General features: G+C 71.6%; 19 protein-coding genes. 15 read left to right on the top strand and 4 right to left on the bottom strand.

The window, feature by feature from the left end; genetic code table 11:
* Nucleotides 1–16: 16 nt before the first annotated feature.
* From MICAU_RS18335 to mmsB, 6 genes are all read left to right on the top strand, one after another.
* Nucleotides 17–385 (top strand): MerR family transcriptional regulator, encoded by a 369-nt coding sequence (locus tag MICAU_RS18335; protein WP_013286836.1) that lies wholly within the window; start codon nucleotides 17–19, stop codon nucleotides 383–385.
* Nucleotides 386–427: 42 nt separating this feature from the next.
* Entirely contained in the window at nucleotides 428–1522 is a 1095-nt protein-coding gene (locus tag MICAU_RS18330) for an oxidoreductase (RefSeq protein ID WP_013286835.1), read from the top strand.
* 186 nt (nucleotides 1523–1708) lie between these two features.
* Nucleotides 1709–3061, top strand: a complete 1353-nt coding sequence (locus MICAU_RS18325; protein ID WP_013286834.1) for a glycoside hydrolase family 10 protein — start codon at nucleotides 1709–1711, stop codon at nucleotides 3059–3061.
* Nucleotides 3062–3262: 201 nt separating this feature from the next.
* Nucleotides 3263–4402: a multiple monosaccharide ABC transporter substrate-binding protein gene (chvE, locus tag MICAU_RS18320; RefSeq protein WP_013286833.1), complete on the top strand. Its 1140-nt coding sequence runs from the start codon at nucleotides 3263–3265 to the stop codon at nucleotides 4400–4402.
* Between the two features lie 89 nt (nucleotides 4403–4491).
* Entirely contained in the window at nucleotides 4492–6030 is a 1539-nt protein-coding gene (gene mmsA / locus MICAU_RS18315) for a multiple monosaccharide ABC transporter ATP-binding protein (protein WP_013286832.1), read from the top strand.
* Nucleotides 6027–7277, top strand: coding sequence for a multiple monosaccharide ABC transporter permease (gene mmsB, locus MICAU_RS18310; protein ID WP_013286831.1), 1251 nt, complete (start codon nucleotides 6027–6029; stop codon nucleotides 7275–7277). The genes mmsA and mmsB overlap by 4 nt, the downstream gene beginning before the upstream one ends.
* Nucleotides 7278–7336: 59 nt before the next feature.
* Here the strand turns inward: mmsB and MICAU_RS18305 are convergent, their stop codons facing one another.
* Nucleotides 7337–8992, bottom strand: coding sequence for a glycoside hydrolase family 27 protein (locus tag MICAU_RS18305; protein WP_013286830.1), 1656 nt, complete (start codon nucleotides 8990–8992; stop codon nucleotides 7337–7339).
* A gap of 653 nt (nucleotides 8993–9645) precedes the next feature.
* On the opposite strand from MICAU_RS18305, the gene araB reads away from it, so the two are divergent.
* The 9 genes from araB to MICAU_RS18260 all read left to right on the top strand — a co-directional run bounded on the left by araB (nucleotide 9646) and on the right by MICAU_RS18260 (nucleotide 21919).
* Complete coding sequence (araB, locus tag MICAU_RS18300) at nucleotides 9646–11328, top strand: ribulokinase (RefSeq protein ID WP_013286829.1); 1683 nt, start codon at nucleotides 9646–9648, stop codon at nucleotides 11326–11328.
* Nucleotides 11325–11996, top strand: coding sequence for an L-ribulose-5-phosphate 4-epimerase (locus MICAU_RS18295; protein WP_013286828.1), 672 nt, complete (start codon nucleotides 11325–11327; stop codon nucleotides 11994–11996). The genes araB and MICAU_RS18295 overlap by 4 nt, the downstream gene beginning before the upstream one ends.
* Nucleotides 11997–12093: 97 nt before the next feature.
* The gene (locus tag MICAU_RS18290) at nucleotides 12094–13089 is read left to right on the top strand and encodes an ABC transporter substrate-binding protein (RefSeq protein ID WP_013286827.1); all 996 of its coding nucleotides are present in this window, start codon (nucleotides 12094–12096) and stop codon (nucleotides 13087–13089) included.
* Nucleotides 13090–13161: 72 nt separating this feature from the next.
* Nucleotides 13162–14703, top strand: coding sequence for a sugar ABC transporter ATP-binding protein (locus MICAU_RS18285; RefSeq protein ID WP_013286826.1), 1542 nt, complete (start codon nucleotides 13162–13164; stop codon nucleotides 14701–14703).
* A complete protein-coding gene (locus MICAU_RS18280) occupies nucleotides 14700–15770 on the top strand; it encodes an ABC transporter permease (protein WP_013286825.1) in 1071 nt (356 codons plus the stop codon). Before MICAU_RS18285 ends, MICAU_RS18280 begins: the two co-directional genes overlap by 4 nt.
* Complete coding sequence (gene yjfF / locus MICAU_RS18275; RefSeq protein WP_013286824.1) at nucleotides 15767–16759, top strand: galactofuranose ABC transporter, permease protein YjfF; 993 nt, start codon at nucleotides 15767–15769, stop codon at nucleotides 16757–16759. The genes MICAU_RS18280 and yjfF overlap by 4 nt, the downstream gene beginning before the upstream one ends.
* Before the next feature lie 26 nt (nucleotides 16760–16785).
* A complete protein-coding gene (gene araA, locus MICAU_RS18270; protein WP_013286823.1) occupies nucleotides 16786–18288 on the top strand; it encodes an L-arabinose isomerase in 1503 nt (500 codons plus the stop codon).
* A 248-nt stretch (nucleotides 18289–18536) separates the two neighbouring features.
* Nucleotides 18537–20612: an RICIN domain-containing protein gene (locus MICAU_RS18265; RefSeq protein WP_013286822.1), complete on the top strand. Its 2076-nt coding sequence runs from the start codon at nucleotides 18537–18539 to the stop codon at nucleotides 20610–20612.
* A 317-nt stretch (nucleotides 20613–20929) separates the two neighbouring features.
* Complete coding sequence (locus tag MICAU_RS18260) at nucleotides 20930–21919, top strand: LacI family DNA-binding transcriptional regulator (protein WP_030268480.1); 990 nt, start codon at nucleotides 20930–20932, stop codon at nucleotides 21917–21919.
* Nucleotides 21920–21970: 51 nt separating this feature from the next.
* Here the strand turns inward: MICAU_RS18260 and MICAU_RS18255 are convergent, their stop codons facing one another.
* Genes MICAU_RS18255 through MICAU_RS18245 form a run of 3 tightly spaced genes read right to left on the bottom strand, consistent with a single transcriptional unit; the run spans nucleotide 21971 to nucleotide 24350 of the window.
* Nucleotides 21971–22558: a copper resistance CopC family protein gene (locus MICAU_RS18255; protein WP_013286820.1), complete on the bottom strand. Its 588-nt coding sequence runs from the start codon at nucleotides 22556–22558 to the stop codon at nucleotides 21971–21973.
* Between the two features lie 20 nt (nucleotides 22559–22578).
* Nucleotides 22579–23796: a Dyp-type peroxidase gene (locus tag MICAU_RS18250; protein ID WP_041799041.1), complete on the bottom strand. Its 1218-nt coding sequence runs from the start codon at nucleotides 23794–23796 to the stop codon at nucleotides 22579–22581.
* Nucleotides 23793–24350, bottom strand: coding sequence for a copper chaperone PCu(A)C (locus tag MICAU_RS18245; protein ID WP_013286818.1), 558 nt, complete (start codon nucleotides 24348–24350; stop codon nucleotides 23793–23795). Before MICAU_RS18245 ends, MICAU_RS18250 begins: the two co-directional genes overlap by 4 nt.
* Nucleotides 24351–24570 lie beyond the last annotated feature (220 nt).

Below are 24570 nucleotides of genomic sequence, written 5' to 3'. Positions count from 1 at the left end.
CGAGCGGGGAGGCGCGATGCGGATCGGGGAGCTGTCGGCGCGGACCGGGGTGAGCGCCCGGTCCATCCGGTACTACGAGCAGCAGGGGCTGCTCGCCGCCGTGCGCACCGCGAGCGGGCAGCGGGTCTTCGCCGAGTCGGCCGTGGACCGGGTCCGGCTCATCCAGCGGCTGTTCGACGCCGGGCTGAGCAGCCGCCGGATGGCCGAGCTGCTGCCCTGCGTGACCGATCCGGAGGTCCGCACCTCGTGGCTCACCGACCGGCTGCGCGAGGAGCGGACCCGGATGACAGCCGAGATGGCACGGCTCGCGCACGCCGTCGCGGTGCTCGACGACGTGGTGTCCGACATGACAGTGACCGAGGACACCCGGGATCCGGCCGCCTGAGCGCTTGCCCTTGACACCGGTGTCAACTCCTAGCGTCGGGTCATGAACGCGACCCTGGACACCGGATCGCCGGTGACGCCGCTGCTGGAACCCGTCACCGTCGCCGGGCTGCCGTTGCCGTCCCGCTTCGTGATGGCGCCGATGACCCGTAACCGCGCGCCGGGCGGCGTGCCGACGCCGGAGATGGCCGACTACTACCGGCGCCGCGCCGCGGCCGGCATCGGCCTGATCGTCACCGAGGGTGTGCTGGTCGACCATCCCAGCGCGGGGCACGAGGACACCGTGCCCCGGATGACCGCCGGCGCGGCCGAGGCCGGCTGGCGGGGAGTGGTCGAGGCCGTGCACGCCGCCGGCGGCCGGATCGCCGCGCAGCTGTGGCACCTGGGCAGCCTGCGCGAACCGGTCGACGGCCGTCCGGCGTGGACCCCCTCGGGGGTACGCGAGCCGGGCCGTCCCGCGCCGTACGCGATGACCGCGGCCGACGTGGACACCCTGCTCGCGGCGTACGCGAATGCAGCAGGGGTCGCGGTGCGGGCCGGGTTCGACGCGATCGAGATCCACGCGGCGCACGGTTACCTGCTCGACGAGTTCCTGTGGCCGTACACGAACCGCCGGACCGACGCGTTCGGCGGCTCGCCGGAGCGGCGGGCGGCGTTCCCGGCGGCGGTGGTGCGCGCGGTCCGCGCGCAGGTCCCGGCGCGTCACCCGGTGATCGTGCGGTTCTCCCAGTTCAAGGAGCGGGCGTTCGACGCGCGGATCGCCGAGACCCCGGCCGAGCTGGCGCAGATCCTCGGCGCGTTCGCCGAGGCCGGCGCGGACGTGCTGCACGCCTCGCAGCGCCGCTTCTGGCAGCCGGCGTTCCCCGGCTCGCCGCTGAACCTGGCCGGCTGGGCGAAGCGTCTCACCGGCCTGCCGTCGATCACCGTCGGCTCGGTCGGGCTGCGGCGGGACTTCCTGCGCCCGGACGGCCCGGAGTCGGTGGCGGGCCTGGCCGCGCGGCTGGCGGACGGGGAGTTCGACCTGGTCGCGCTGGGCCGCGCGCTGCTGGGCAACCCGGCCTGGGTGACGCACGCCGCCGCCGGACGGCTGGGCGAGATCGTCGACTACCGCAAGGCACACGAGGACGTGTACCCGTAGGACCGGGATGAGCCGAAGGGGTTGACGCCGGGGGATGTTATCGCTCACAGTCGATGGCAGGGCATGAGCGCCGCAAGGCTCACCGGGCGAGCCGCGCTGGTCGTACCTCGACACCATCCGCCACCGGACGCGGGGTCGGGGAGTCGCACCACCACCATCGCGCAACCCCCCGGAAGAGGAATCCGCATGAGACGAAAGAGAGCCTTGCTGACCACCGGCATCCTGGCCGGCGCGCTCGCCGCCGGGATGGCGGTGGCCCTGGCGCCGGCCGCGAGCGCCGGCACCACGCTGCGCGCGGCGGCGGCCGAGAAGGGCCGCTACTTCGGCGCCGCCGTCGCCACCGGCAAGCTGTCCGACAACACGTACGCCACGGTGCTGAACCGCGAGTTCAACTCCGTGGTGGCCGAGAACGAGATGAAGTGGGACGCCACCGAGCCGCAGCAGGGGCGGTTCAGCTACACCGGCGGCGACCGGTTGGTCAGCCACGCCCGCGCGAACGGCATGTCGGTACGCGGGCACACGCTGCTCTGGCACGCCCAGCAGCCGTCGTGGGCACAGGGCCTGTCCGGCAGCGCGCTGCGCAACGCCGCGATCAACCACGTCACCCAGGTGGCCACCCACTTCCGGGGGCAGATCTACGCCTGGGACGTGGTGAACGAGGCGTTCGCCGACGGCGGCAGCGGCGGGCGCCGCGACTCGAACCTGCAGCGCACCGGCAACGACTGGATCGAGGCGGCGTTCCGGGCGGCCCGCGCCGCGGATCCGGGCGCGAAGCTCTGCTACAACGACTACAACACCGACGGCATCAACGCGAAGTCGACGGGCATCTACAACATGGTCCGCGACTTCAAGTCGCGCGGCGTGCCGATCGACTGCGTCGGCTTCCAGTCGCACCTGGGCACCACGATCCCCGGCGACTACCAGGCCAACCTCCAGCGCTTCGCCGACCTGGGCGTCGAGGTGCAGATCACCGAGCTGGACGTGATGACCGGCGGCAACCAGGCGAACATCTACGCCGCCGTGACCCGCGCCTGCCTGGCGGTGTCGCGCTGCACCGGCATCACGGTCTGGGGCGTGCGGGACTGCGACTCGTGGCGCGGCTCGGACAACGCGCTGCTGTTCGACTGCGCGGGCAACAAGAAGGCGGCGTACAACGCGGTGCTCGACGCGCTGAACGCCGGCGGCAACAACCCGCCGCCGACCACGACCCCGCCGCCGAACAACCCGACCACCCCGCCGCCGGGTCAGGGCGGGTGTTCGGCCTCGGTGTCGCTGAACTCCTGGACCGGTGGGTTCGTGGCGACGGTGAAGGTGACCGCGGGCTCGTCGGGCACCCGGGGATGGACCGTCACCATGACGTTGCCGGGCGGCGCGAGCATCACCAACACCTGGAGCGCCACCGCGAGCGGGAGCAGCGGCACGGTGCGGTTCGCGAACGTGAGCTACAACGGCCAGCTCGGCGCCGGTCAGAGCACCGAGTTCGGGTTCCAGGGCAACGGCAGCGGATCGGGCATGACGCCCACCTGCTCCGCGACCTGAGCCGGGCCACCGCGGGGGCGGCGCGCCGTCGCCTCCGCGGTGTTCCGCTACGTCGTCCCGTCCGACCTGGACTGTCGTCTCTGTTACGAGAAAGAGACATGCGCATTTCGCGCGATTGGTTGACGGGGCAACTTGTGAGCGTTAACACTCCCCGTGAGGGTTACCTGTGTCACAGGGACCGCCACGACAGGGAGGACGCTCGTGCGCAGACGACTTCTGGCCGCACTCAGCGGTGCCGCGCTCGCGATCAGCCTGGCCGCCTGCAGCGGCGAGGGCGCGGGAGGCGGCGGAGACACCAGCTCGGCCAAGCCCGGCGACCTGACGATCGGCGTCTCGATGCCGACGCAGACCTCGGAACGGTGGATCGCCGACGGCAACTCGGTGAAGGAGAAGCTCCAGGCCAAGGGCTACAAGGTCGACCTCCAGTACGCCGGGGACGACATCCCGACCCAGTCGCAGCAGATCGACCAGATGATCACGCAGGGCGCGGACGTGCTGGTCATCGCCCCGATCGACGGCACCGCGCTCAGCGGCCAGCTCCAGGCCGCCGCGGCGGCGAAGATCCCGGTCATCTCCTACGACCGGCTCATCCGCAACAGCCCGAACGTCAGCTTCTACGTCAGCTTCGACAACTACAAGGTCGGCGTGGCGCAGGCCAACGCGCTCCTGGTCGGGCTCGGCCTGCTCACCAAGGACGGCGCCAAGGGCACCGCCACCGGCCCGTTCAACGTGGAGCTGTTCGCCGGCTCGCTCGACGACAACAACGCCGGGTTCTTCTTCAACGGCGCGATGGACACGCTGAAGCCGTACTTCGACGCCGGGACGCTGAAGGTCAAGTCCGGGCAGACCAAGATCGAGCAGGCCGCCATCCTGCGCTGGCAGCAGGAGACCGCGCAGAAGCGGATGGAGGACCTGCTCACCTCCAGCTACAACGACGGCAGCAAGGTCGACGGCGTGCTGTCGCCGTTCGACGGCCTGTCCCGCGGCATCATCACCGCGCTCCAGAACGCCGGCTACCGCGGCGGCGCCAAGAAGATGCCGGTGGTGACCGGCCAGGACGCCGAGGTCGCCTCGGTCAAGCTGATCAACGACGGCGTGCAGAGCTCGACCGTCTTCAAGGACACCCGGCTGCTGGCCGAGCAGGCGGTGATCGCCGCCGAGGCGTTCCTGCGCAAGGAGGAGCCGAAGGCCAACGAGACCAAGGCGTACGACAACGGCGTCAAGGTCGTGCCGGCGTTCCTGCTGCCGGTGCAGACCGTCTACAAGGAGGACATCAAGTCCGTCCTGATCGACTCCGGCTACCTGACCGAGCAGGAGGTCGCCGCGGGCCGGGCCGGCTGACCCGCGGCGACGGGCCCGGCGGCCGCGGCCGCCCGCGCCACCGGGCCCGTCCGCTCCGGACACCACGACCACGAGCAGGACGGATATCCATGAGCGATCACATCCTCGAGATGCGTGGCATCACGAAGACCTTCCCGGGCGTGACCGCGCTCCAGGACGTCTCGCTCGCCGTACGGCGTGGCGAGATCCACGCGATCTGCGGTGAGAACGGCGCCGGGAAGTCGACCCTGATGAAGGTGCTGTCCGGCGTCTACCCGGCGGGCAGCTACGACGGCCAGATCGTCTTCGACGGCGAGCCGGTCGGGTTCCGGGGGATCCAGGACAGCGAGGCCCGCGGCATCGTCATCATCCACCAGGAACTCGCGCTGGTGCCCTACCTGTCGATCGCCGAGAACATCTTCCTCGGCAACGAGCGCCGCGGCCGCGGCGGGCTCATCGACTGGCACCGGACCAACGCGGAGGCCGCGGCGCTGCTGCGGTCGGTCGGGCTGCACGAGAACCCGGTCACCCCGGTCATCCAGCTCGGCGTCGGCAAGCAGCAGCTCGTGGAGATCGCCAAGGCGCTGTCCAAGAAGGTACGGCTGCTGATCCTCGACGAGCCCACAGCGGCACTCAACGACGTCGACTCCGCGCACCTGCTGGACCTGATGCGCCGGCTGCGCGACCAGGGGATCACCTGCATCATGATCTCGCACAAGCTCGGCGAGATCACCGCCGTCGCCGACTCGACCACAGTCATCCGCGACGGCCGTACCGTCGAGACGCTGGACATGTCCGACGGCGCCGTCACCCAGGACCGGATCATCCGCGGCATGGTCGGCCGCGACCTGGCCGCCTTCTACCCGACCCGCAGCGTGACCCCCGGCGACGAGGTGCTGCGCATCGAGGACTGGTCGGTGCGCCACCCGACGCAGGACCGCCTGGTCGTCGACCGGGCCTCGCTGCACGTGCGGGCCGGGGAGGTCGTCGGCATCGCCGGCCTGATGGGCGCCGGGCGCACCGAGCTGGCGATGAGCGTGTTCGGCCGGGCGTACGGCCGGGACATCAGGGGCCGGCTGTTCGTCAAGGACCGCGAGGTACGGGCGCGCACTGTCGCCGAGGCCATCGCCAACGGCATCGCTTACGCCACCGAGGACCGCAAGCACTACGGCCTCAACCTGATCGACGACGTGCGGGGCAACGTCTCGGCCGCCGCGCTCGACAAGCTGGCCCGGCACGGCTGGATCGACGGCAACCGCGAGATCCAGGTCGCCGAGCGGGGCCGGCGCGACATGAACATCAAGGCGCCGACCGTGATGTCGGTGGTGGGCAAGCTCTCCGGCGGCAACCAGCAGAAGGTCGTGCTGGCGAAGTGGCTGTTCACCGACCCGGACGTGCTGATCCTCGACGAACCGACCCGGGGCATCGACGTCGGCGCGAAGTTCGAGATCTACACGATCGTCAACCGGCTGGTGGCCGACGGCAAGGCCGTCGTGCTCATCTCCTCCGAACTGCCCGAGCTGCTCGGCATGTGCGACCGCATCTACACCCTGGCGGCCGGCCGCATCACCGGGGAGATGCCGGTGGCCGAGGCCACCCAGGAGAACCTGATGGAACTCATGACCAAGGACAGGGATCTCGTCCGATGACCAGCACGAAGCCTCCCCCCGCCACGAAGATCGCCGCGCCGGACACCGGCGCGGCGGCGACCCTGCACACCGGCACCAGCGATCCGCGCGCGCTGATCCTGGGCAACCTGCGGCAGAGCGGCATCTACATCGCCCTGGTGGTGATCGTGGCGCTGTTCGCGGTCCTCACCGACGGCGTCTCGCTGAGCCCCGGCAACCTGACGAACATCGTCCTCCAGTACTCCTACATCCTGGTGCTCGCGATCGGCATGGTCATCGTGATCATCGGCGGCCACATCGACCTGTCCGTGGGATCGGTGGTGGCGCTCACCGGAGCGGTCTCTGCGGTGCTCGTCATCCGCGAGGGCATGCCCTGGTGGGCCGGCGTCCTGGCCGCGCTCGCGGTGGGCGTCGCGGTCGGTGCGTGGCACGGGCTCTGGGTCGCGTACGCCGGCATCCCGGCGTTCATCGTCACCCTGGCCGGCATGCTGTTGTTCCGGGGTCTGACGCTGCGCGTGCTGGACAACATCTCGCTGTCGCCGTTCCCGGAGGAGTACCAGCGGGTCGCCGCCGGGTTCCTCAACGGTCTGCTGGGCGGCCAGGGCTACGACGCCTTCACGCTGTTCATCGGCGCCTTCGCCGTGGTCGGGTATGCGGTGAGCGTGTTCCGGACCCGGGTCGCCCGGGTGCGCCACGAGCAGCCGGTGGAGTCGTTCCCGCTGTTCGTGCTGCGGATCGTGGTGGTCGGCGCCGTGGTCATGTGGTTCGCCTGGCAGCTCGCCCACGCCCGGGGCCTGCCGATCGTGCTGATCGTGCTCGCCGTGCTCGTGCTCGTCTACGGCCTGCTCACCCGCCGTACGGTGTTCGGCCGCCAGGTGTACGCCATCGGCGGCAACCTGCCCGCGGCGATGCTGTCCGGCGTACGGGTGAAGCGGGTCAACTTCTGGATCTTCGTCAACATGGGCTTCCTGTCCGCCGTGGCGGGCGTGATCTACTCGTCCCGGTCCAACGGGGCCCAGCCGGCGGCGGGCAACATGTTCGAGCTGGACGCGATCGCGGCGGCGTTCATCGGCGGCGCGGCCGTCACCGGCGGCGTCGGCACGGTGGTCGGCGCCATGGTGGGTGGCCTGATCATGGCGGTGATGAGCAACGGGATGCAGCTCATGGGCGTCGACCAGTCCGTCCAGTCGGTGGTCAAGGGCCTGGTGCTGCTCGTCGCGGTGGCGTTCGACATCTGGAACAAGCGCCGGGCCGCCGGCGCCCGGTGACGGCCGGCCGGACGCTCGCCCCTTCGTCCGGCCGACCGCCGTTCACCGGCCGTAGCCGCTCACGCCCGGCTCCACCGTTGGTTGGCGTTGCCGTGGCAGGTCCAGACGATCACCCGGGTGCCGTTGGCGGTGCCCGCGTTGTCGACGTCCAGGCACAGCGACGGGAAGCGCCCGTTGCTCACCGTGCCGTTGCCGTTGATGGTCCACTGCTGGTTGGTGCCGCCGTTGCAGTCCCAGATCTGCACCCGGGTGCCGGCCGTCGCGTTCGTCGGCACGTCCAGGCACTTGCCGAGCACCTGCAACGCCTGGCCGTTGGCGGTGAACTGCTGGTTGGCGTTGTTGTGGCAGTCCCAGATCAGCGTCCCGGTGCCGTTCGCGGTGCCGGCGTTGTCCACGTCGAGGCACCGGCCGGACGACTCGCTGCGCAGCCGGAACGTGGTCGGGACCGGCGGCGGCGTGGTGGTGCCGCCTCCGCTGACCCGGTAGACGACGGTGCCGTGCGCGGGCACGCTGGCGGAGATCGTGCCGGTGCTGGTGGAGGTGGCGTCGGTCCATGCGTCGCGCAGCGTGAAGGAGTTGCCGCTCTTGCCCACCGCCGCCGCGGTGGTGGAGACGGTGGTGGTCGAGCCGCCCTGGTTGAACAGGGCGACCGCCACGTCGCCGTTGGCCAGCGGCTTGGCCAGCACCCGCCGGGTGCCGTCGAAGGAGACCTGGGCCGCCTGACGGCCGAGCGTGTCCTGGTTGATCGCGACCAGGTTCGCGTTGCGCAGGATCGCCAGCGTGGCCGCGTTCGCCGACCGTACGTCGTTGCCCATCATCAGCGGCGCGGCGAGGACCGCCCAGAGCGCGAAGTGGCTGCGCATCTCGGTGTCGTTCATGCCCCCTCGGCCGACCTCGAGCATGTCCGGGTCGTTGAACCCGCCGGGCGCGGCGTACCCGGCCAGGGGCACCGTGACGTCGACGATGTTCTGGATGCCCATCGGGTAGCCGTTGGTCTGGCCGGTGTTCCACGCGTTGGTGATGTCCTCGGTGGTCCGCCAGAGGTTCGCCACGTCGCTCCAGTTGCGCTGCGGCCCGGTCTTGGCGTGGTAGCTGTTGGGGTTGATGCTGTAGACGATCGGCCGGCCGGTGGAGGCCAGCGCGTCGCGCATGATGCCGAACCGCGCCACCTGGTCGTTGATGGTGCCGGTGGACGAGCACCAGTCGTACTTCAGGTAGTCCACGCCCCAGGCGGCGAACTGCCGCGCGTCCTGGTACTCGTGGTTGAGGCTGCCGGTGGCGCCGGGGAACGCGCCGCCGACCTGGGCGCAGGTCTTGTCCAGCGGCACCTGGTAGATGCCGAACAGCAGGCCCCGGGCGTGCAGGTAGTCACCGAGCGACTTCATCCCGCTGGGGAACCGCTGCGGGTGGGCCTGGAGGTTGCCCTGCGAGTCCCGGTTCGGGTCGAACCAGCAGTCGTCCACGACGACGTACTTGTACCCGAGGTCGCGCAGGCCGTTGCTGACGATCGCGTCGGCGGTCTGGCGGATGAGGGTCTCGTTGATGTTGCAGCCGAAGGTGTTCCAGGTGTTCCACCCCATCGGCGGGGTGCGGGCGACGCCGTTGTCCAGCGCCCGGGCGGGACGCGGGGCCACGGCCTGGTCGGTGACTGTCGCGGCGAGCGCCACCGCCGCGACGCCCAGGACGGCGAGCGTCCGTCGGGTCCATCTGCGCACTGATCCTCCTCGGTCGCCGGGCGCCGGCCGTGCCGGCGTCCGGTTGGGAGCGGCCCGCCGATCGCGCGGCGTCGCCCGGGGTGCGCGGGGACGTACGCGGCACGGCAGTGGAGAGGGGCCGGCCGGTCACCGGCGGGCGCTCGTGGGTGGTGGGTCCGGCGGTCGACGGGGTCGCCGTCCGCGTCGCCGCCCGGCTGCGGCGCCGGGGTTTCCCGGACGGCGGCGCCACGAAGCAGGGATGGCGAGAATGTTATCGCTGACATCAAACCCTGTAAATAGCGAGACGGTCCGCCCGGCCCACGTCGGCGACCGTTCGCGCGGGTGTCGGGGCCGGGAAAAGTGCCGCTGAGGGGCGCTCTGTGACCTCGAGAGGCCCTCTCCGCGGGCCGGAGCCCGCAGCGCCGATCGCGGCGGTTCGACGATCCACGAAGGCATTGATTGTTGTCGCTAACAAGGCGCTCGCCGGGACTCGGCGGCCGGACCGGAAGCGCGTCCGTGTGGATCTCCTCCGGGTGCGGCCCCGCCGGTCCGTGCCGCCCGGCCGCGGTGGTCCGGCGAGGGCGGTTCCTCGTTACGTAGCTGTTGCCCGGAGGTGTCTTGACGGATGTATATGTGAGCGCTAACACTAACTCCGTGACACGGCGGAGGTGCAAATGAGCGAAGTGGACGCGTCCGACCGGTACGTGATCGGTGTCGACTTCGGCACGCTGTCCGGGCGGGCGCTCGTGGTCCGCGTCCGGGACGGCGCCGAACTCGGTACGGCGGTGCACGAGTACCGGCGCGGGGTCATCGAGACCGCGCTTCCCGACGGCGGCCCGGCGCTGCCCCCGGACTGGGCCCTCCAGGATCCGGACGACTACCGCGACGTGCTGCGCCACGCGGTGCCGGCCGCGCTCGCCGAAGCCGGCGTGGACCCGTCCCGGGTGGTGGGCATCGGCACCGACTTCACCGCCTGCACCGTGCTCCCGACGCTCGCCGACGGCACACCGCTGTGCGAGATCCCGCAACTGCGCGACCGCCCGCACGCCTGGGTGAAGCTCTGGAAGCACCACGCCGCGCAGCCGCACGCCGACCGGATCAACGCGCTGGCGGAAGAACGCGGCGAACCGTGGCTCGGCCGCTACGGCGGCAAGATCTCCGCGGAGTGGCAGTTCGCCAAGGGCCTGCAGATCCTGGAGGAGGACCCGGAGGTCTACCGGCGCGCCGAGCGCTTCGTCGAGGCCGCCGACTGGATCGTCTGGCAGCTGTGCGGCGCCGAGACCCGCAACGTCTGCACGGCCGGCTACAAGGGCATCCGGCAGGACGGCCGCTACCCGTCGCCGGACTACCTGGCCGCGCTCGACCCCGGATTCGCCGACTTCGTGACCAAGCTGGACGGTCCGCTGCTGCCGCTGGGCGCGCGGGCCGGCACGCTCAGCGCCCGCGCCGCGGCCTGGACCGGACTGCCCGAGGGCATCGCGGTCGCGGCGGGCAACGTCGACGCCCACGTCACCGCCGCGTCGGCCCAGGCGCTGCGGCCCGGCCGGCTGGTCGCCATCATGGGCACCTCCACCTGCCACGTCCTCAACGGCACCCACCCGGCCGAGGTGCCGGGCATGTGCGGCGTGGTCGACGGCGGGATCAGCCCCGGCGCCTGGGGTTTCGAGGCCGGGCAGAGCGGGGTGGGGGACATCTTCGGCTGGTTCGTCCGCCACGCCGCCCCGGCGGGGTTCGACTCGCACGAGCGGCTCACCGAGGCCGCCGCCGCCCAGCCGGTCGGCGCGCACGGGCTGGTGGCGCTGGACTGGTGGAACGGCAACCGGTCCCTGCTGGTCAACCACGACCTCAGCGGGATGATCATCGGGCTGACGCTGGCCACCCGGCCGCCGGACGTCTACCGGGCGCTGCTGGAGGCGACCGCGTACGGCACCCGGATGATCGTCGAGGCGTTCGGGCAGGCCGGGGTGCCGGTCGACGACCTGGTGGTGGCCGGTGGTCTCACCTCCAACCGGCTGCTCATGCAGATCTACGCCGACGTCACGAACCGGCCACTGAGCATCATCGGCTCCGCCCAGGGCCCGGCGCTCGGCTCGGCCATCCACGCGGCTGTCGCCGCCGGGGCGTACCCGACGATCCACGAGGCGTCCGCCGCGATGGGGCGCATCGACGAGGCCGTCTACCGGCCCGTACCGGAGAACGTGCGGGCCTACGACGCCCTCTACGCCGAGTACCGCGCGTTGCACGACCACTTCGGCCGCGGCGCGAACGACGTCATGCTCCGCCTGCGGGCGATCCGCAACGCGGCGGTCGACGCCGCCGCGGACCGCGCCGCCGCGACCCTGGGGGTGGTCGGATGAACAGCCAGGTCGACGCGCTACGCGAGACGGTGGCGCGCCTGCACCGCGAACTGACCCGCTACGACCTGGTGGCCTGGACCGCCGGGAACGTGTCGGCCCGCGTACCCGGTCAGGACCTGATGGTCATCAAGCCCAGCGGCGTCGACTACGACGACCTGACCGCGGCGGCCATGGTGGTCTGCGACCTCAACGGCGCCGTGGTCGACGGCGACGGCGCCCCGTCCAGCGACACCGCCGCGCACGCCTACGTCTACCGCGCGATGCCCGAGGTCGGCGGCGTCGTGCACACGCACAGCGGGTACGCCACCGCCTGGGCGGCCCGCGGCGAGGCGATCCCGTGCTGGCTGACCGCGCAGGCCGACGAGTTCGGCGGGGAGATCCCGATCGGGCCGTTCGCGCTGATCGGCGGCGACGACATCGGCAAGGGCATCGTCAGCACGCTGTCCGGGCACCGCTCACCCGCGGTGCTCATGCGCAACCACGGCGTCTTCACCATCGGCCGCGACGCCCGGGCGGCGGTCAAGGCCGCGGTGATGTGCGAGGACGTGGCCCGCACCGCACACCTGGCCCGCGCGCTCGGCCGGCCGGTGCCGATCGCGCCGGCCGACATCGACTCGCTCTACGACCGCTACCAGAACGTGTACGGCCAACGCCCGTCGGCGCACTGACCCCGGACCGCGCCGCGCACCCCCCACCACCACATCCGGGCCGCTCCGGTTTCCGCCGGTCGCGCGCCCGGAACATCCAACCCCCGGAGGAGAATCGATGAGAAGCAGGAGCACGGCACGCACTGTCATCGCGGCGTTCGCCGGCGTGCTGCTCGCCGCCAGCATGGCCGCGTGCGGCAACAGCGACACCGGCGGCGGTTCCGGCGACGGCAACGACAAGATCGTCCTGGGCTTCTCCCAGGTGGGCGCCGAGAGTGGCTGGCGCACCGCCAACACCACCTCGATCAAGGAGGCGGCGGCCGAGGCGGGCATCGAGCTGAAGTTCGACGACGCCCAGCAGAAGCAGGAGAACCAGATCAAGGCGATCCGCAACTTCATCCAGCAGAAGGTCGACGTGATCGCCTTCTCGCCGGTGGTGGAGTCCGGCTGGGACACCGTGCTCAAGGAGGCCAAGGACGCCAAGATCCCGGTGATCCTGACCGACCGCGCCGTCGACTCGGCCGACAAGTCGCTCTACAAGACGTTCCTCGGCTCGGACTTCGTCAAGGAGGGCCGCCTCGCGGGCGAGTGGCTGGTGGAGCAGAAGAAGGCGGCGTCCGGCCCGGTCAACATCGTCGAGCTGCAGGGCACGACCGGCTCGGCGCCGGCCAACGACCGGAAGAAGGGCTTCGCCGAGGCGATCGCCGCCAACCCGAACCTGAAGATCGTCGCCTCGCAGACCGGTGACTTCACCCGCGCCGGCGGCAAGCAGGTGATGGAGCAGTTCCTCAAGGCCAACCCGAAGATCGACGTGCTCTTCGCGCACAACGACGACATGGGCCTGGGCGCGCTCGAGGCGATCACCGCGGCGGGCAAGGAGCCCGGCAAGGACATCACCATCATCACCGTCGACGCGGTGAAGGACGGCATGCAGGCCCTCGCGGACGGCAAGTTCAACTTCATCGCCGAGTGCAGCCCGCTGCTCGGCCCGCAGCTGATGGACCTGGTCAAGAAGGTCAAGGCCGGCGAGGAGGTGCCCGCCCGGATCGAGACCGAGGAGACCACGTTCACCCAGGAGCAGGCCAAGGAGGCACTGCCCAACCGCAAGTACTGAGTCACCCGGGGGTCGCCGTCGCAACCGACGGCGGCCCCCGTACCACCACCGTCGAAGAAGAGGTCCGATGGGATGACGGGTAACCGTCCGGTCCTGACCATGACCGGCATCAGCAAGACCTTCCCCGGGGTCCGCGCGCTGCACGACGTCGACTTCCGGCTGTTCCCGGGCGAGGTCCACGCCCTGATGGGCGAGAACGGCGCCGGCAAGTCCACCCTGATCAAGGTGTTGACCGGCGTCTACGGGACCGACGCGGGCGTCGTCACGCTCGACGGCGAGCAGGTCTCGTTCACCGGTCCGATGCAGGCCGCAGCGGCCGGTGTCAGCACCGTCTACCAGGAGGTCAACCTCTGCACCAACCTGTCGGTGGCGGAGAACGTCTTCATCGGCCGGGAGCCCCGCCGGCTCGGCGCGGTGCGCTGGGGCGAGATGCGCCGCCGGGCCCGCGACCTGCTGGCCCGGCTCGATCTCGACCTCGACGTCTCCGCGCCGCTCGGCTCGTACTCGCTCGCGGTGCAGCAGATGGTCGCCATCGCCCGCGCGATCGACGTGCAGGCCCGGGTGCTGATCCTGGACGAGCCGACCTCCAGTCTGGACGCCGGCGAGGTGGCGCAGCTGTTCCGGATCATGCGGCAGCTGCGTGACGAGGGGATCGCGATCCTGTTCGTCACCCACTTCCTCGACCAGGTCTACGGCATCGCCGACCGGATCACGGTGCTGCGCAACGGCACGCTCGTGGGGGAGTACCGCACCGAGGAGCTGCCGCAGTTCAGCCTGGTCGAGAAGATGATCGGCCAGGAGCTGGACGTGCTGGAGCGGCTCGACGAGCAGCAGAAGCGCGCCACAGTCGACGCCGGTGGCGAGGCCCCGCTCGTGGACGCCGCCGAACTGGGCCGGCGTGGCGCTGTCGCCCCGTTCAGCCTCCGCATCCACGCCGGTGAGGTGGTCGGCCTGGCCGGCCTGCTCGGCTCCGGCCGGACCGAGGTGGCGCGGCTGATCTTCGGCGCCGACCGGGCCGACCACGGCCAGGTACGGCTCGACGGCGGCCGGGCGCCCGTGCGCAACCCGATGCAGGCCATCGGCCAAGGCGTCGGGTTCTGCTCGGAGAACCGCCGGGCCGAGGGCATCGTCCCGGAGCTGACGGTACGGGAGAACATGATCCTGGCGATGCAGGCCGCGCGCGGCTGGCTGCGTCCGATCCCGCGCCGCCGTCAGGACGAACTGGTCCGCAGGTACGTGGAGGCGCTGAGCATCCGCCCGGCCAACCCGGAACTGCCGGTTCGCAACCTGTCCGGCGGCAACCAGCAGAAGGTGCTGCTGGCCCGCTGGCTGATCACCGAGCCGCGCCTGCTGATCCTGGACGAGCCGACCCGCGGCATCGACGTCGGTGCCAAGGCCGAGATCCAGAAGCTGGTGGTGCAGCTCTCCGACGGCGGCATGGCGGTGCTGTTCATCTCCGCCGAGCTGGAGGAGGTGCTGCGCCTGAGCCACCGGGTCGCGGTCATGCGCGACCGGGAGATGGTCGCCCAGCTCGACAACGACGACACGCTCGACGCCGACCGCGTCATGCGCACCATCGCCAGTGGAACGCCCCGGGAGGAGGTGACCCCATGACCGCCGTCGCCGACCGCCTCCGCCCGCTGACCGGCCACCGCCTGTTCTGGCCGGCGCTCGTGCTCGTGGTCATGATCGCCGCGAACACCGTCTACCGTCCCGGCTTCCTCGCCGTCGAGGTCAAGAACGGCCACCTGTACGGCACGCCGATCGACATCCTCCGGCTGAGCGCGCCGCTGATCCTGGTCGCGCTCGGGATGACGCTCGTCATCGCCACCGGCGGCATCGACCTGTCGGTCGGTTCGCTCTGCGCGATCAGCGGCGCGATCGCCTGCCTGCACATCAGCGGGGCGGCCGACCAGAACAGCCCGGCCACGGTGGCCACCGCGCTGGCCCTGGCCTTCGGCGCCGCGCTCGTGCTCGGCGCCTGGAACGGGATACTCGTGGCGGTCATCGGCATCCAGCCGATCATCGCCACGCTGATCCTCATGGTGGCCGGGCGGGGCATCGCCCAGCTGGTCACCGAGGGCCAGATCATCACGATCAACTCCGGTCCGTACCGGGCGATCGGGCTCGGGCACTTCCTGACGCTGCCGCTGGCCATCCTGATCGCGCTCGCCGCCGCGCTGCTCGTGGCCGCGTTCACCCGCCGCACGGCGCTCGGGCTGATCGTCGAGTCGGTCGGCGGCAACGCCGAGGCCAGCCGGCTCGCCGGCATCCGGTCGCGGCGCATCGTCTTCCTCGTCTACGTGATCAGCGCCGTCTGCGCCGCGCTCGCCGGTTTCATGGTCACCGCGAACGTCTCCAGCGCCGACGGCAACGCCGCCGGCCTGTGGATCGAACTCGACGCGATCCTGGCGGTCGTCATCGGCGGCACCTCACTGGCCGGCGGCCGGTTCTCCCTCGGCGGCACCGTCCTCGGCGCGCTGATCATCCAGACCCTGACCACCACCGTGTACGCCATGAACATCTCGCCGCAGACGTCGCTGCTGTTCAAGGCGGTCGTCGTCATCGCCGTCTGCCTCGTCCAGGCCCCGGCGTTCCGGGCCCGGCTGCGCCGGCGACGGCGCGGGACCGAACCCGGCCCGGCGGCACCGCAGCGGGAGAAGGAGCAGGTGCCGGCATGAGCAGCACGTCGTTGACCACCGGCCGGTCCTGGCGGCCCAGCCTGCCCCGCCGGCACGTCCCGGTGCTGGCCACGCTCGCCCTGCTGCTGGTCATGTACGGCATCGGCGTGTCCCAGTACCGCGCCTTCTCCAACGTCCAGGTCGTCTTCAACGTCTTCATCGACAACGGCTTCCTGCTCGTCGTCGCGGTCGGCATGACGTTCGTGATCCTCACCGGCGGCATCGACCTGTCCGTCGGCTCGGTGGTGGCGATGACCGCGATGGTGTCGGCCGCGCTGCTGCGCGACGGCCTGCCCGCGGCCCTGGTGCTGGTGATCGCGCTGCTGATCGGCCCGACGCTCGGTTTCCTGATGGGCTGCGCGATCCACTTCTTCGAGATCCAGCCGTTCATCGTGACACTCGCCGGGATGTTCTTCGCCCGGGGCATGTGCACGTTCATCAGCGACGCCTCCATCTCCATCACCGACGGTTTCTGGACCTCGATGTCGCAGCAGCGCATCGGCGACCCGGCCGGAAACTTCGTGTCGATCAGCGTGCTGATCGCGTTCGCGGTGGTGCTGATCGCGGCGTACGTGCTGGCGTACACCCGGTTCGGCCGCAACGTGTACGCGGTCGGCGGCAACGCGCAGTCGGCGCTGCTGATGGGCCTGCCGGTGGCGCGGACCCGGATCGCCGTCTACACGATCAGCGGGCTCTGCTCGGCGATCGGCGGCATCCTGCTGTCGTTCTACACGCTGTCCGGCGCGCCGCTGATCGCCGTCGGGATGGAGCTGGACGTGATCGCCGCCGTGGTGATCGGCGGCACCGTGCTCACCGGCGGTTCCGGGTACGTCTTCGGCACCGTGCTCGGCGTGCTGGTGCTGGGCGTGATCCAGACGCTGATCACGTTCGACGGCAGCCTCAACTCCTGGTGGACCAAGATCGTGATCGGTGGCCTGCTGTTCGCGTTCATCCTCCTCCAGCGCCTCATCGGCATCCGGTTCAAGTGACGGTTCCTAGCGCGGAAGGCAACAACATGGCAACTCACCCCCAGCCCGAGGTCTGGTTCCTCACCGGCAGCCAGGGCCTCTACGGCGAGGACACCCTGCGGCAGGTCGCCGAGCAGTCCCGGCAGATCGCCGCGCGCCTGGACGAGTCGCCGGACATCCCCGTACGCGTGGTCTGGAAGCCGGTCCTCACCTCCAGTGCGGACATCCTCGCCGCCTGCCGGGACGCGGCCGCGCAGGGCGCGGTCGGGGTGATCGCCTGGATGCACACGTTCTCCCCGGCCAAGATGTGGATCTCCGGGCTGGACGCGCTGCGCACGCCGCTGCTGCACCTGCACACGCAGGCCAACGTGGCGCTGCCGTGGGACGACATCGACATGGACTTCATGAACCTCAACCAGGCCGCGCACGGCGACCGGGAGTTCGGGTTCATCCAGACCCGGCTCGGGGTGGCGCGCAAGACCGTCGCCGGGCACGTCACCGACCCCCGGGTCGTCGGGCGGGTCGCGGCCTGGGCCCGCGCCGCGATCGGCTGGTCGGCGGTGCGGACGCTGCGGCTGGCCCGCTTCGGCGACAACATGCGCGACGTCGCGGTCACCGAGGGGGACAAGGTCGAGGCGGAGCTGCGCTTCGGCGTCTCGGTCAACACCTACGGCGTCAACGACCTGGTCGCCGCCGTCGACCAGGTGCCCGACGCGCAGGTCGACGACCTGGTCAAGGAGTACGACGACACCTTCCGCGTCGCGTCCGAGCTGCGGCCCGGCGGGGACCGGCACGACTCGCTGCGGTACGCGGCGCGCCAGGAGCTGGGCCTGCGTGCTTTCCTCGACGCCGGCGGTTTCCGGGCGTTCACCACGAACTTCGAGGACCTCGGCGGACTGCGCCAGCTCCCCGGGATCGCGGTGCAGCGCCTGATGGCCGACGGCTACGGCTTCGGCGGCGAGGGGGACTGGAAGACCTCGGTGCTGGTGCACACGCTCAAGGCGATGGCCGTCGGCGTGCCGGGCGGCACCTCGTTCATGGAGGACTACACCTACGACCTGACGTTCGGTCAGGAGCTGATCCTGGGCGCGCACATGCTGGAGGTGTGCCCGAGCATCGCCGCCGACGTGCCGAGCGCGGAGGTGCACCCGCTGAGCATCGGCGGGCGGGAGGACCCGGTACGCCTGGTCTTCGACGCCGCGCCCGGCCCGGCGGTCGTGCTGGGCATGGTGGACATGGGGGAGCGGTTCCGGCTGGTCGCCAACGCGGTGGACGTGGTGCCGCCGCCGCACCCGCTGCGCCGGCTGCCGGTGGCGCGCGCGGTGTGGCGTCCGCAGCCCGACCTGGCCGGCTCGGCGGAGGCATGGATCACCGCGGGCGGGCCGCACCACACCGTCCTCTCCCAGGCCGTCGGCATGGAGGAGCTGCGCGACCTGGCCGCGATGGCCCGGACCGAGCTGGTGGTCATCGACGCCGAGACGCGCCCCCACCGCTTCGCGGACGAGCTGCGCTGGAACCAGGCGTACTACCGGCTCGCCCGGGGTTTCTGAGCCGCCTCGGGCCGCCTCGGGCCGCCCGTGCGGCGGGGTCCGTGTTACGCCTTGACGAACGGCATGTTATCGCTCACAGTCGATGGATAGGGTCACCGGCACCGCTCGCGGGCCGTTCCGGGCGCGATCTGCGCCGCAGTTGCCAGGGATCCGACTCCCGCCTGGGTGGGCATCGCTGTTAGCGATAACGCTGCCGTCGTCGGCGCGTACTGCCGTGCCCGGGCTCCGGTCGACGAAGGAGGATCGTGGTGACGGCTCGACTGTCCCGTGGACGTGGACGCCTGTCCCGGTTGCTGGCCGGGGTGGTGGCACTGCTTGTCGGCGGCGTGGTGGTGGGCGCCGTGCCCGCGCCGGTATCGGCTGCCACAGTGGACACCAGCGCCTACTACGTGCTGGTGAACCGCAACAGCGGCAAGGCGCTGGACCTGTACAACCAGGCGACGAACGACGGGGCGCGGATCACCCAGTGGACGCGCAACGACGGCGCCTGGCAGCAGTGGCAGTTCGTGGACTCCGGCGGTGGCTACTACCGGCTGCGGTCCCGGCACTCCGGCAAGGTGCTGGACGTGACCGGCGCGTCCACAGCCAACGGCGCGGCGGTGGTGCAGTGGACGGACCACGGCGGCACCAACCAGCAGTTCCGGCTGGCCGACTCCGACAGCGGGTACGTCCGGCTGATCAACCGGAACTCGAACAAGGTGATGGAGGTGCAGAACGCCTCCACCGCCGACGGCGGCAACATCGTCCAGTACGACGACTGGAACGGCGCGAACCAGCAGTGGCAGCTCGTCCGCGTCGGCGACAACCCCGGCAACCCGGGCAACCCGGGCGGCAGCTTCACCAACCCGGCCGTCTGGCAGGACTTCGCCGACGTCGACATCATCCGGGTGGGCGACGTCTACTACATGTCCGCCTCCACCATGCACTACTCGCCCGGCGCGCCGGTGCTGCGTTCCTGGGACCTGGTGAACTGGGAGTTCGCCGGGCACTCGGTGCCACGGCTGGAGTTCGGCACCAAGTACGACCTGAGCGCCAGCGAGCAGGCGTACGTGGACGGCATCTGGGCGTCGACGCTGAACTACCGGCCGAGCAACCGCACGTTCTACTGGGCCGGGTGCATCGACTTCGCGCAGACCCACATCTACACCGCCACCGCCGTGGACGGCGCGTGGAACCGCCTGACCACCATCCCCAACTGCTACTACGACGCCGGCATGCTGATCGACGACAACGACACCATGTACGTCGCGTACGGCAACGGCACGATCAGCGTGGCCCAGCTCTCCGCCGACGGGCGCAGCCAGGTCCGGGCCCAGCAGGTCTACCAGACGCCGTCGAGCATCGGCACGCTGGAGGGCGCGCGCTTCTACAAGCGCAACGGCGCGTACTACATCTGGCTGACCCGGCCGGCCAACGGCCAGTACGTGCTGAAGTCCACGAACGGCCCGTTCGGCCCGTACGAGCAGCGGCAGGTGCTGCTCAACCTGCCCGGCCCGATCTCCGGTGGCGGCGTGCCGCACCAGGGCGGGCTGGTGCAGACGCAGACGGGCGCCTGGTACTACATGGCGTTCACCGACGCGTACCCGGGCGGCCGGATGCCGACGCTGGCGCCGATCACCTGGACCTCCGACGGCTGGCCGCAGGTGCAGACCGTCAACGGCGCCTGGGGCGCGAGCTACCCGAACCCGCTGCCGACCCGCCCGGTCAAGCCGCTCACCGGCACCGACACGTTCTCCGGCACCACGCTCGGCGTGCAGTACGAGTGGAACCACAACCCGGACAACAGCAGATGGTCGGTGAACAACGGCCTGCGGTTGCAGACCGCCACCGTCACGAACGACCTGTACCGGGCCCGCAACACGCTCACCCACCGCATCCAGGGTCCGACCTCGACCGGCACGATCGAGCTGGACTACTCGACCATGCGCGACGGTGACCGGGCCGGCCTGGCGATGCTGCGGGACAGCTCGGCCTGGATCGGCGTACGGCGGGACAACGGCGCGACCCGCGTGGTGATGACGAACGGCCTGACCATGGGCTCGAACTGGAACACCACGAGCACCGGGACGGAGATCGCCGGTGCGGCGGTGTCCGGCGGGCGGATCTGGCTGCGGGCGAACGCCGACATCCGGCCCGGCTCGGGCCGGCAGGCGCGGTTCTCCTACAGCACCGACGGGGTGAACTTCGTGTCGCTCGGTAACGCGCTGACGCTCAACAACGCGTGGCAGTTCTTCATGGGCTACCGGTTCGGCTTCTTCAACTACGCCACCCAATCCCTCGGCGGCGCGGTGACGGTGCGGCAGTTCTCCCTGACGACACCGTGACAACGGTCACCATTCGCGGCCGTTGACACATCTTCGACAACCCGGGGTGCGGCTCCGGCAATCGCCGGAAATGCCGCACCCCGGGCGCAATTCCACCCGCTCCGAGCTGCCTGTTCGTGCCACTGCGTAACGGAAGGGAATGAGCCGCCTGTCGATTCCCCGATATCGTCGCGCCACGGCGGGAACGGGCGATCAACGGTGCCGATACCGATGGGACCGCTGGCGTAGACTGTCGCCACCCGGGACGGTCCGGTCGAGATCGACCGGGTGTGGCCGCGGGCAGTGGCGAAAGTGAGGTGGCCGTGCGCGGTCCTGCGATGACGGACGTGGCCCGCCTCGCCGGGGTGTCGCACCAGACGGTCTCCCGGGTTCTCAACGGGCATCCCAACGTGCGTGAGCAGACCCGGTTACGGGTGCAGGCCGCCATCACCGAACTCGGCTACCGGCCCAACCGCGCGGCCCGCGCGCTGGTGACCGGCCGGTCCCAGGTGATCGGCGTGGTCGCGCAGAACACCACGCTCTACGGCCCGGCGTCGCTGCTCGCGGCGCTGGAGCAGACCGCCGCCGAGGCCGGCTTCGCGGTGAGCGTCGGCAGCGTCCGCGACCTCGACCACCGCTCCATCTCGGCCGCCGTGGAACGGCACCTGGCACACCGGGTCGCCGGCATCGTGGTGATCGCGCCGGTCGAGTCCGCCGGGGAGGCGCTGGAACGGCTGCCCCAGGACGTACCGCTGGTGACTGTCGACGGCGACCCGCGGCGACCGATCCCGCTGGTCACAGTCGACCAGGTCGCCGGCGCCCGGGCCGCCACCGAGCACCTCCTCGCCGCCGGGCATCGCACGGTGTGGCACGTGTCCGGCCCGTCGGACTGGTTCGACAGCGCCGGCCGGATCGAGGGGTGGCGCGAGGCGCTGCGGCAGGCGGGAGCCGAGATCCCGCCGCTGGTCCCGGCCGACTGGTCGGCGGCGGCGGGCTACCGGTGTGGGCAGATGCTGGCCCGGATGCCGGAGGTCACCGCCGTCTTCACCGCCAACGACCATCTGGCGCTGGGCGTGCTGCGGGCGCTGCACGAGCACGGCCGCCGGGTTCCCGACGACATCAGCGTGGTCGGGTTCGACGACGTGCCCGAGGCGGCGTACTTCATCCCGCCGCTGACCACCGTCCGGCCGGACTTCGGCGCTGTCGCCGCGGCGAGTCTGGACCTGCTCCTGGCCCAGATCGAGTCGCAGACCGTCGGGCCGCTGCGGCAGACGATCGCGCCGACGCTGGTGCCGCGCCGCAGCGTCGGCCCGCCGCCCGCCCGCTGAGGCGGTAGCGGCCCGCCTGCCCGTGGCTGACCCCGCCGTGCGGCCCGGTCGTCAGTGGTCCGTTCGGCGAGCGCGCGCCCGGCGTGCGACCAGCAGCACGATTCCGGTGATCACGAGCAGCCCGGCGACCGCCCCACCCGCCAGCAGCGCGACCGGCGGGCCGTCGTCGCCGGACGGCGCGCCCGAGGCATCCGGCTCGTCCGCGCCGTCCACGCCGGCCGACGCGGCAACCGCCGTCGGCGTGGGAGCCGACGGTGCGGGCGCCGCCGGGTCGGCCACTGTGAAGCGGTACGAACCCTGGACCGGGTGGCCGTCGCGGGAGACCACGCGGTACGCGACGGTGTAGGTGCCGTTGCCCAGCGGCTCGTCGATCGTCACCGTGCCGGTGGCGCCGTCCACAGCCGGTGCGGAGGTGGGCACCGTGCGCTGGGCCGCGTCGCTGACCGTGATGGTGGTGAAGGAGGGGTTCAGCCCCTGCAGGAACCGCAGCGTGACCTGCGTGGGCGCGGCGGTGAGCCGGGCGTCGCGCGCCGGGGTGGCCTCCTGGAGCGAGTTGTGGGCCGCCGCGGGCGTGGCCGGGACCAGCAGCAGCGCGGTGAGGGCCGCGGCGAGCAGCGCGGTGACGGAACGGGTACGCATGACGCGCCTTCCTGTGGTGGTCAGCCGAGCAGTTGCGAGCCGATCCAGCCGCCCTCGGGGCAGCCGGGCGGTACGGCGAACACGGCGGAGCCGATCGGGGTGGTCCACTCGTTGAGCAGGTCGCGCTCGGCGAGCCGGCGCTGGATGGGCAGGAACTGCCGGGCGATGTCGGCCTGGTACGAGGCGAAGACGAGTCCGCTGTCCGCGGTCCCCTCCGGGGTCGGCACGCCGTCGTAGTTGTACGGCCGGCGCAGGATCTTCTGCCGGTCGTCGGTGACGCGGGCGCGGGTCAGGTGCGAGAAGTCGGGGATCACGGTGAGCCCGTCCGGGCCGAGCGCGGCGAAGTCCGGCTCGTCGTGTTCGGCCCGGCCGGTCAGCGGCGCGCCGGTGTCGAGGCGCCGCCCCACGGCGAGTTCCCGGTCGGCGCGGCCCAGCAGGTCCCAGGTCTCCAGGTTCATGCTGATCCGCCGCACCACGAGCGTGGTCGAGTCCCGCAACCAGTCCGGTCCGTCGGTCACCCACACCGCGGTGTCCGCGGGCGTGCCGGGCTTGGGGTTGGCGGTGCCGTCGAGCTGCCCGAACAGGTTGCGCTGGGTACGCCCCGGCTCGGCGCCGGCCGCCCGGCGGAAGCCCTGCTGCACCCAGCGGACGACGGCGAACGGACGGCTGTCCTTGACCAGGACCCGCTGGGTGTGGGCGACGGTGAGCGGGTCGTCGGCGCAGATCTGGAGCAGCAGGTCCCCGCCGGACCAGCGGGGTTGCAGCCGGTCGATGCCGAACGCGGGCAGGTCGGCCACCGAGGCGGGCCGCCGGCCGTCGAGCCCGGCGGCGGCGTAGAGCCCGGGACCGAAGCCGAACGTGACGGTCAGCCGGGCCGGCAGGACGCTCAGTTCCGGCTCGGTGTCGGCCAGCGCCGGGCGGCCCTGGGTGAGCCGGGCCGCGTCGTCGGAGAGCAGCCGCAGCATCCGCCCGAGCGCCGCCCGGTCGGTGCCGGGGCGCAGCGTGAACGCGACGAACGCCGCGTGCGCCTGCGGGTCGGTGGTGACCCCGGACTGCCGGGCGCCGTGGAACGGCTCGGCCGCGCTGCCGACCTGGGCCACCGGGACGGCGTCGCCGGGGCGTACCCCGGGAGGGCCGGAACGGACGGCGGTGAGGGCGCCGGCGCCGGCCAGCGCGCCCCCGGCGGCCATCGCGCCTCCGGTGAGCAGGCCGCGCCGGCTCACCCGCCTGCCGGTCATGACGCCGGGCTCGGGCCGTGGCCGGGCGCGTAGCTCTCCTGGGCGCCGGTGAACGGCTTCGCCACGGCGGTGAACGTCTGGGTCCGGCCGTCGGCGAAGGTGAGCGTGATGTCGAGCTGGTCGCCGGGGCGCACCGGGCGGGTCAGGTCCATCAGCATCAGGTGGTCGCCGCCGGGTTCCAGGGCGGCCTGGGAGCGGGCGGCGACCACGACGCCGCCCTGCTTCTGCCGCATCGCCATCTTCCCGTCGGTCATGGCCATCTCGTGGATCTCGGCCCGGGACACGTCGGTGGTCACGCCGGTGATCGTGACGTCGGTGTCACCGTCGTTGGCGAGCGTGGCGAACGCGGCGGTCATGCCCTTGTCGGCGGCCTTCACCCACGGGTCGCGGACGGTGAGCACGCCCGCCGCCGCGCTCGCCGACGCCGAGGCGGACGCCGACGTGGCGGCGGACGGCGTGCCGGAGGATCCGCAGGCGGTGACCGACGCGGCGAGCACGGCGGCGCCGATCAGGGCCGCCGCGCGCAGGAACCGGCGGCTGGTGGTGCTGGGCATGACGTCGTCCCCTCGAAGATCCGGTGTTCGTACCGTTTGTCGGCGCGGTACGCCGGATAGTTCCGGCCGGGGCGGTCGGGCACGTCACATCCCGGGCGGCGGGCCGTCACGGACCCGGGATCGGCGGTGCGCCCGGAAGGCATAATGGTTCCGGGTGTCACGTGGCGCGCCGGGCGCGGCCGCGGCCGGACGAGGGTGCCGGGCGGGCGCCCGGACGAGG

Source organism: Micromonospora aurantiaca ATCC 27029 (assembly GCF_000145235.1).
In the GTDB taxonomy this organism is placed as follows: Bacteria; Actinomycetota; Actinomycetes; order Mycobacteriales; family Micromonosporaceae; genus Micromonospora; species Micromonospora aurantiaca.
Note: the sequence above shows the minus strand (reverse complement) of the source record. Positions and strands in the feature narration are given on the sequence as shown.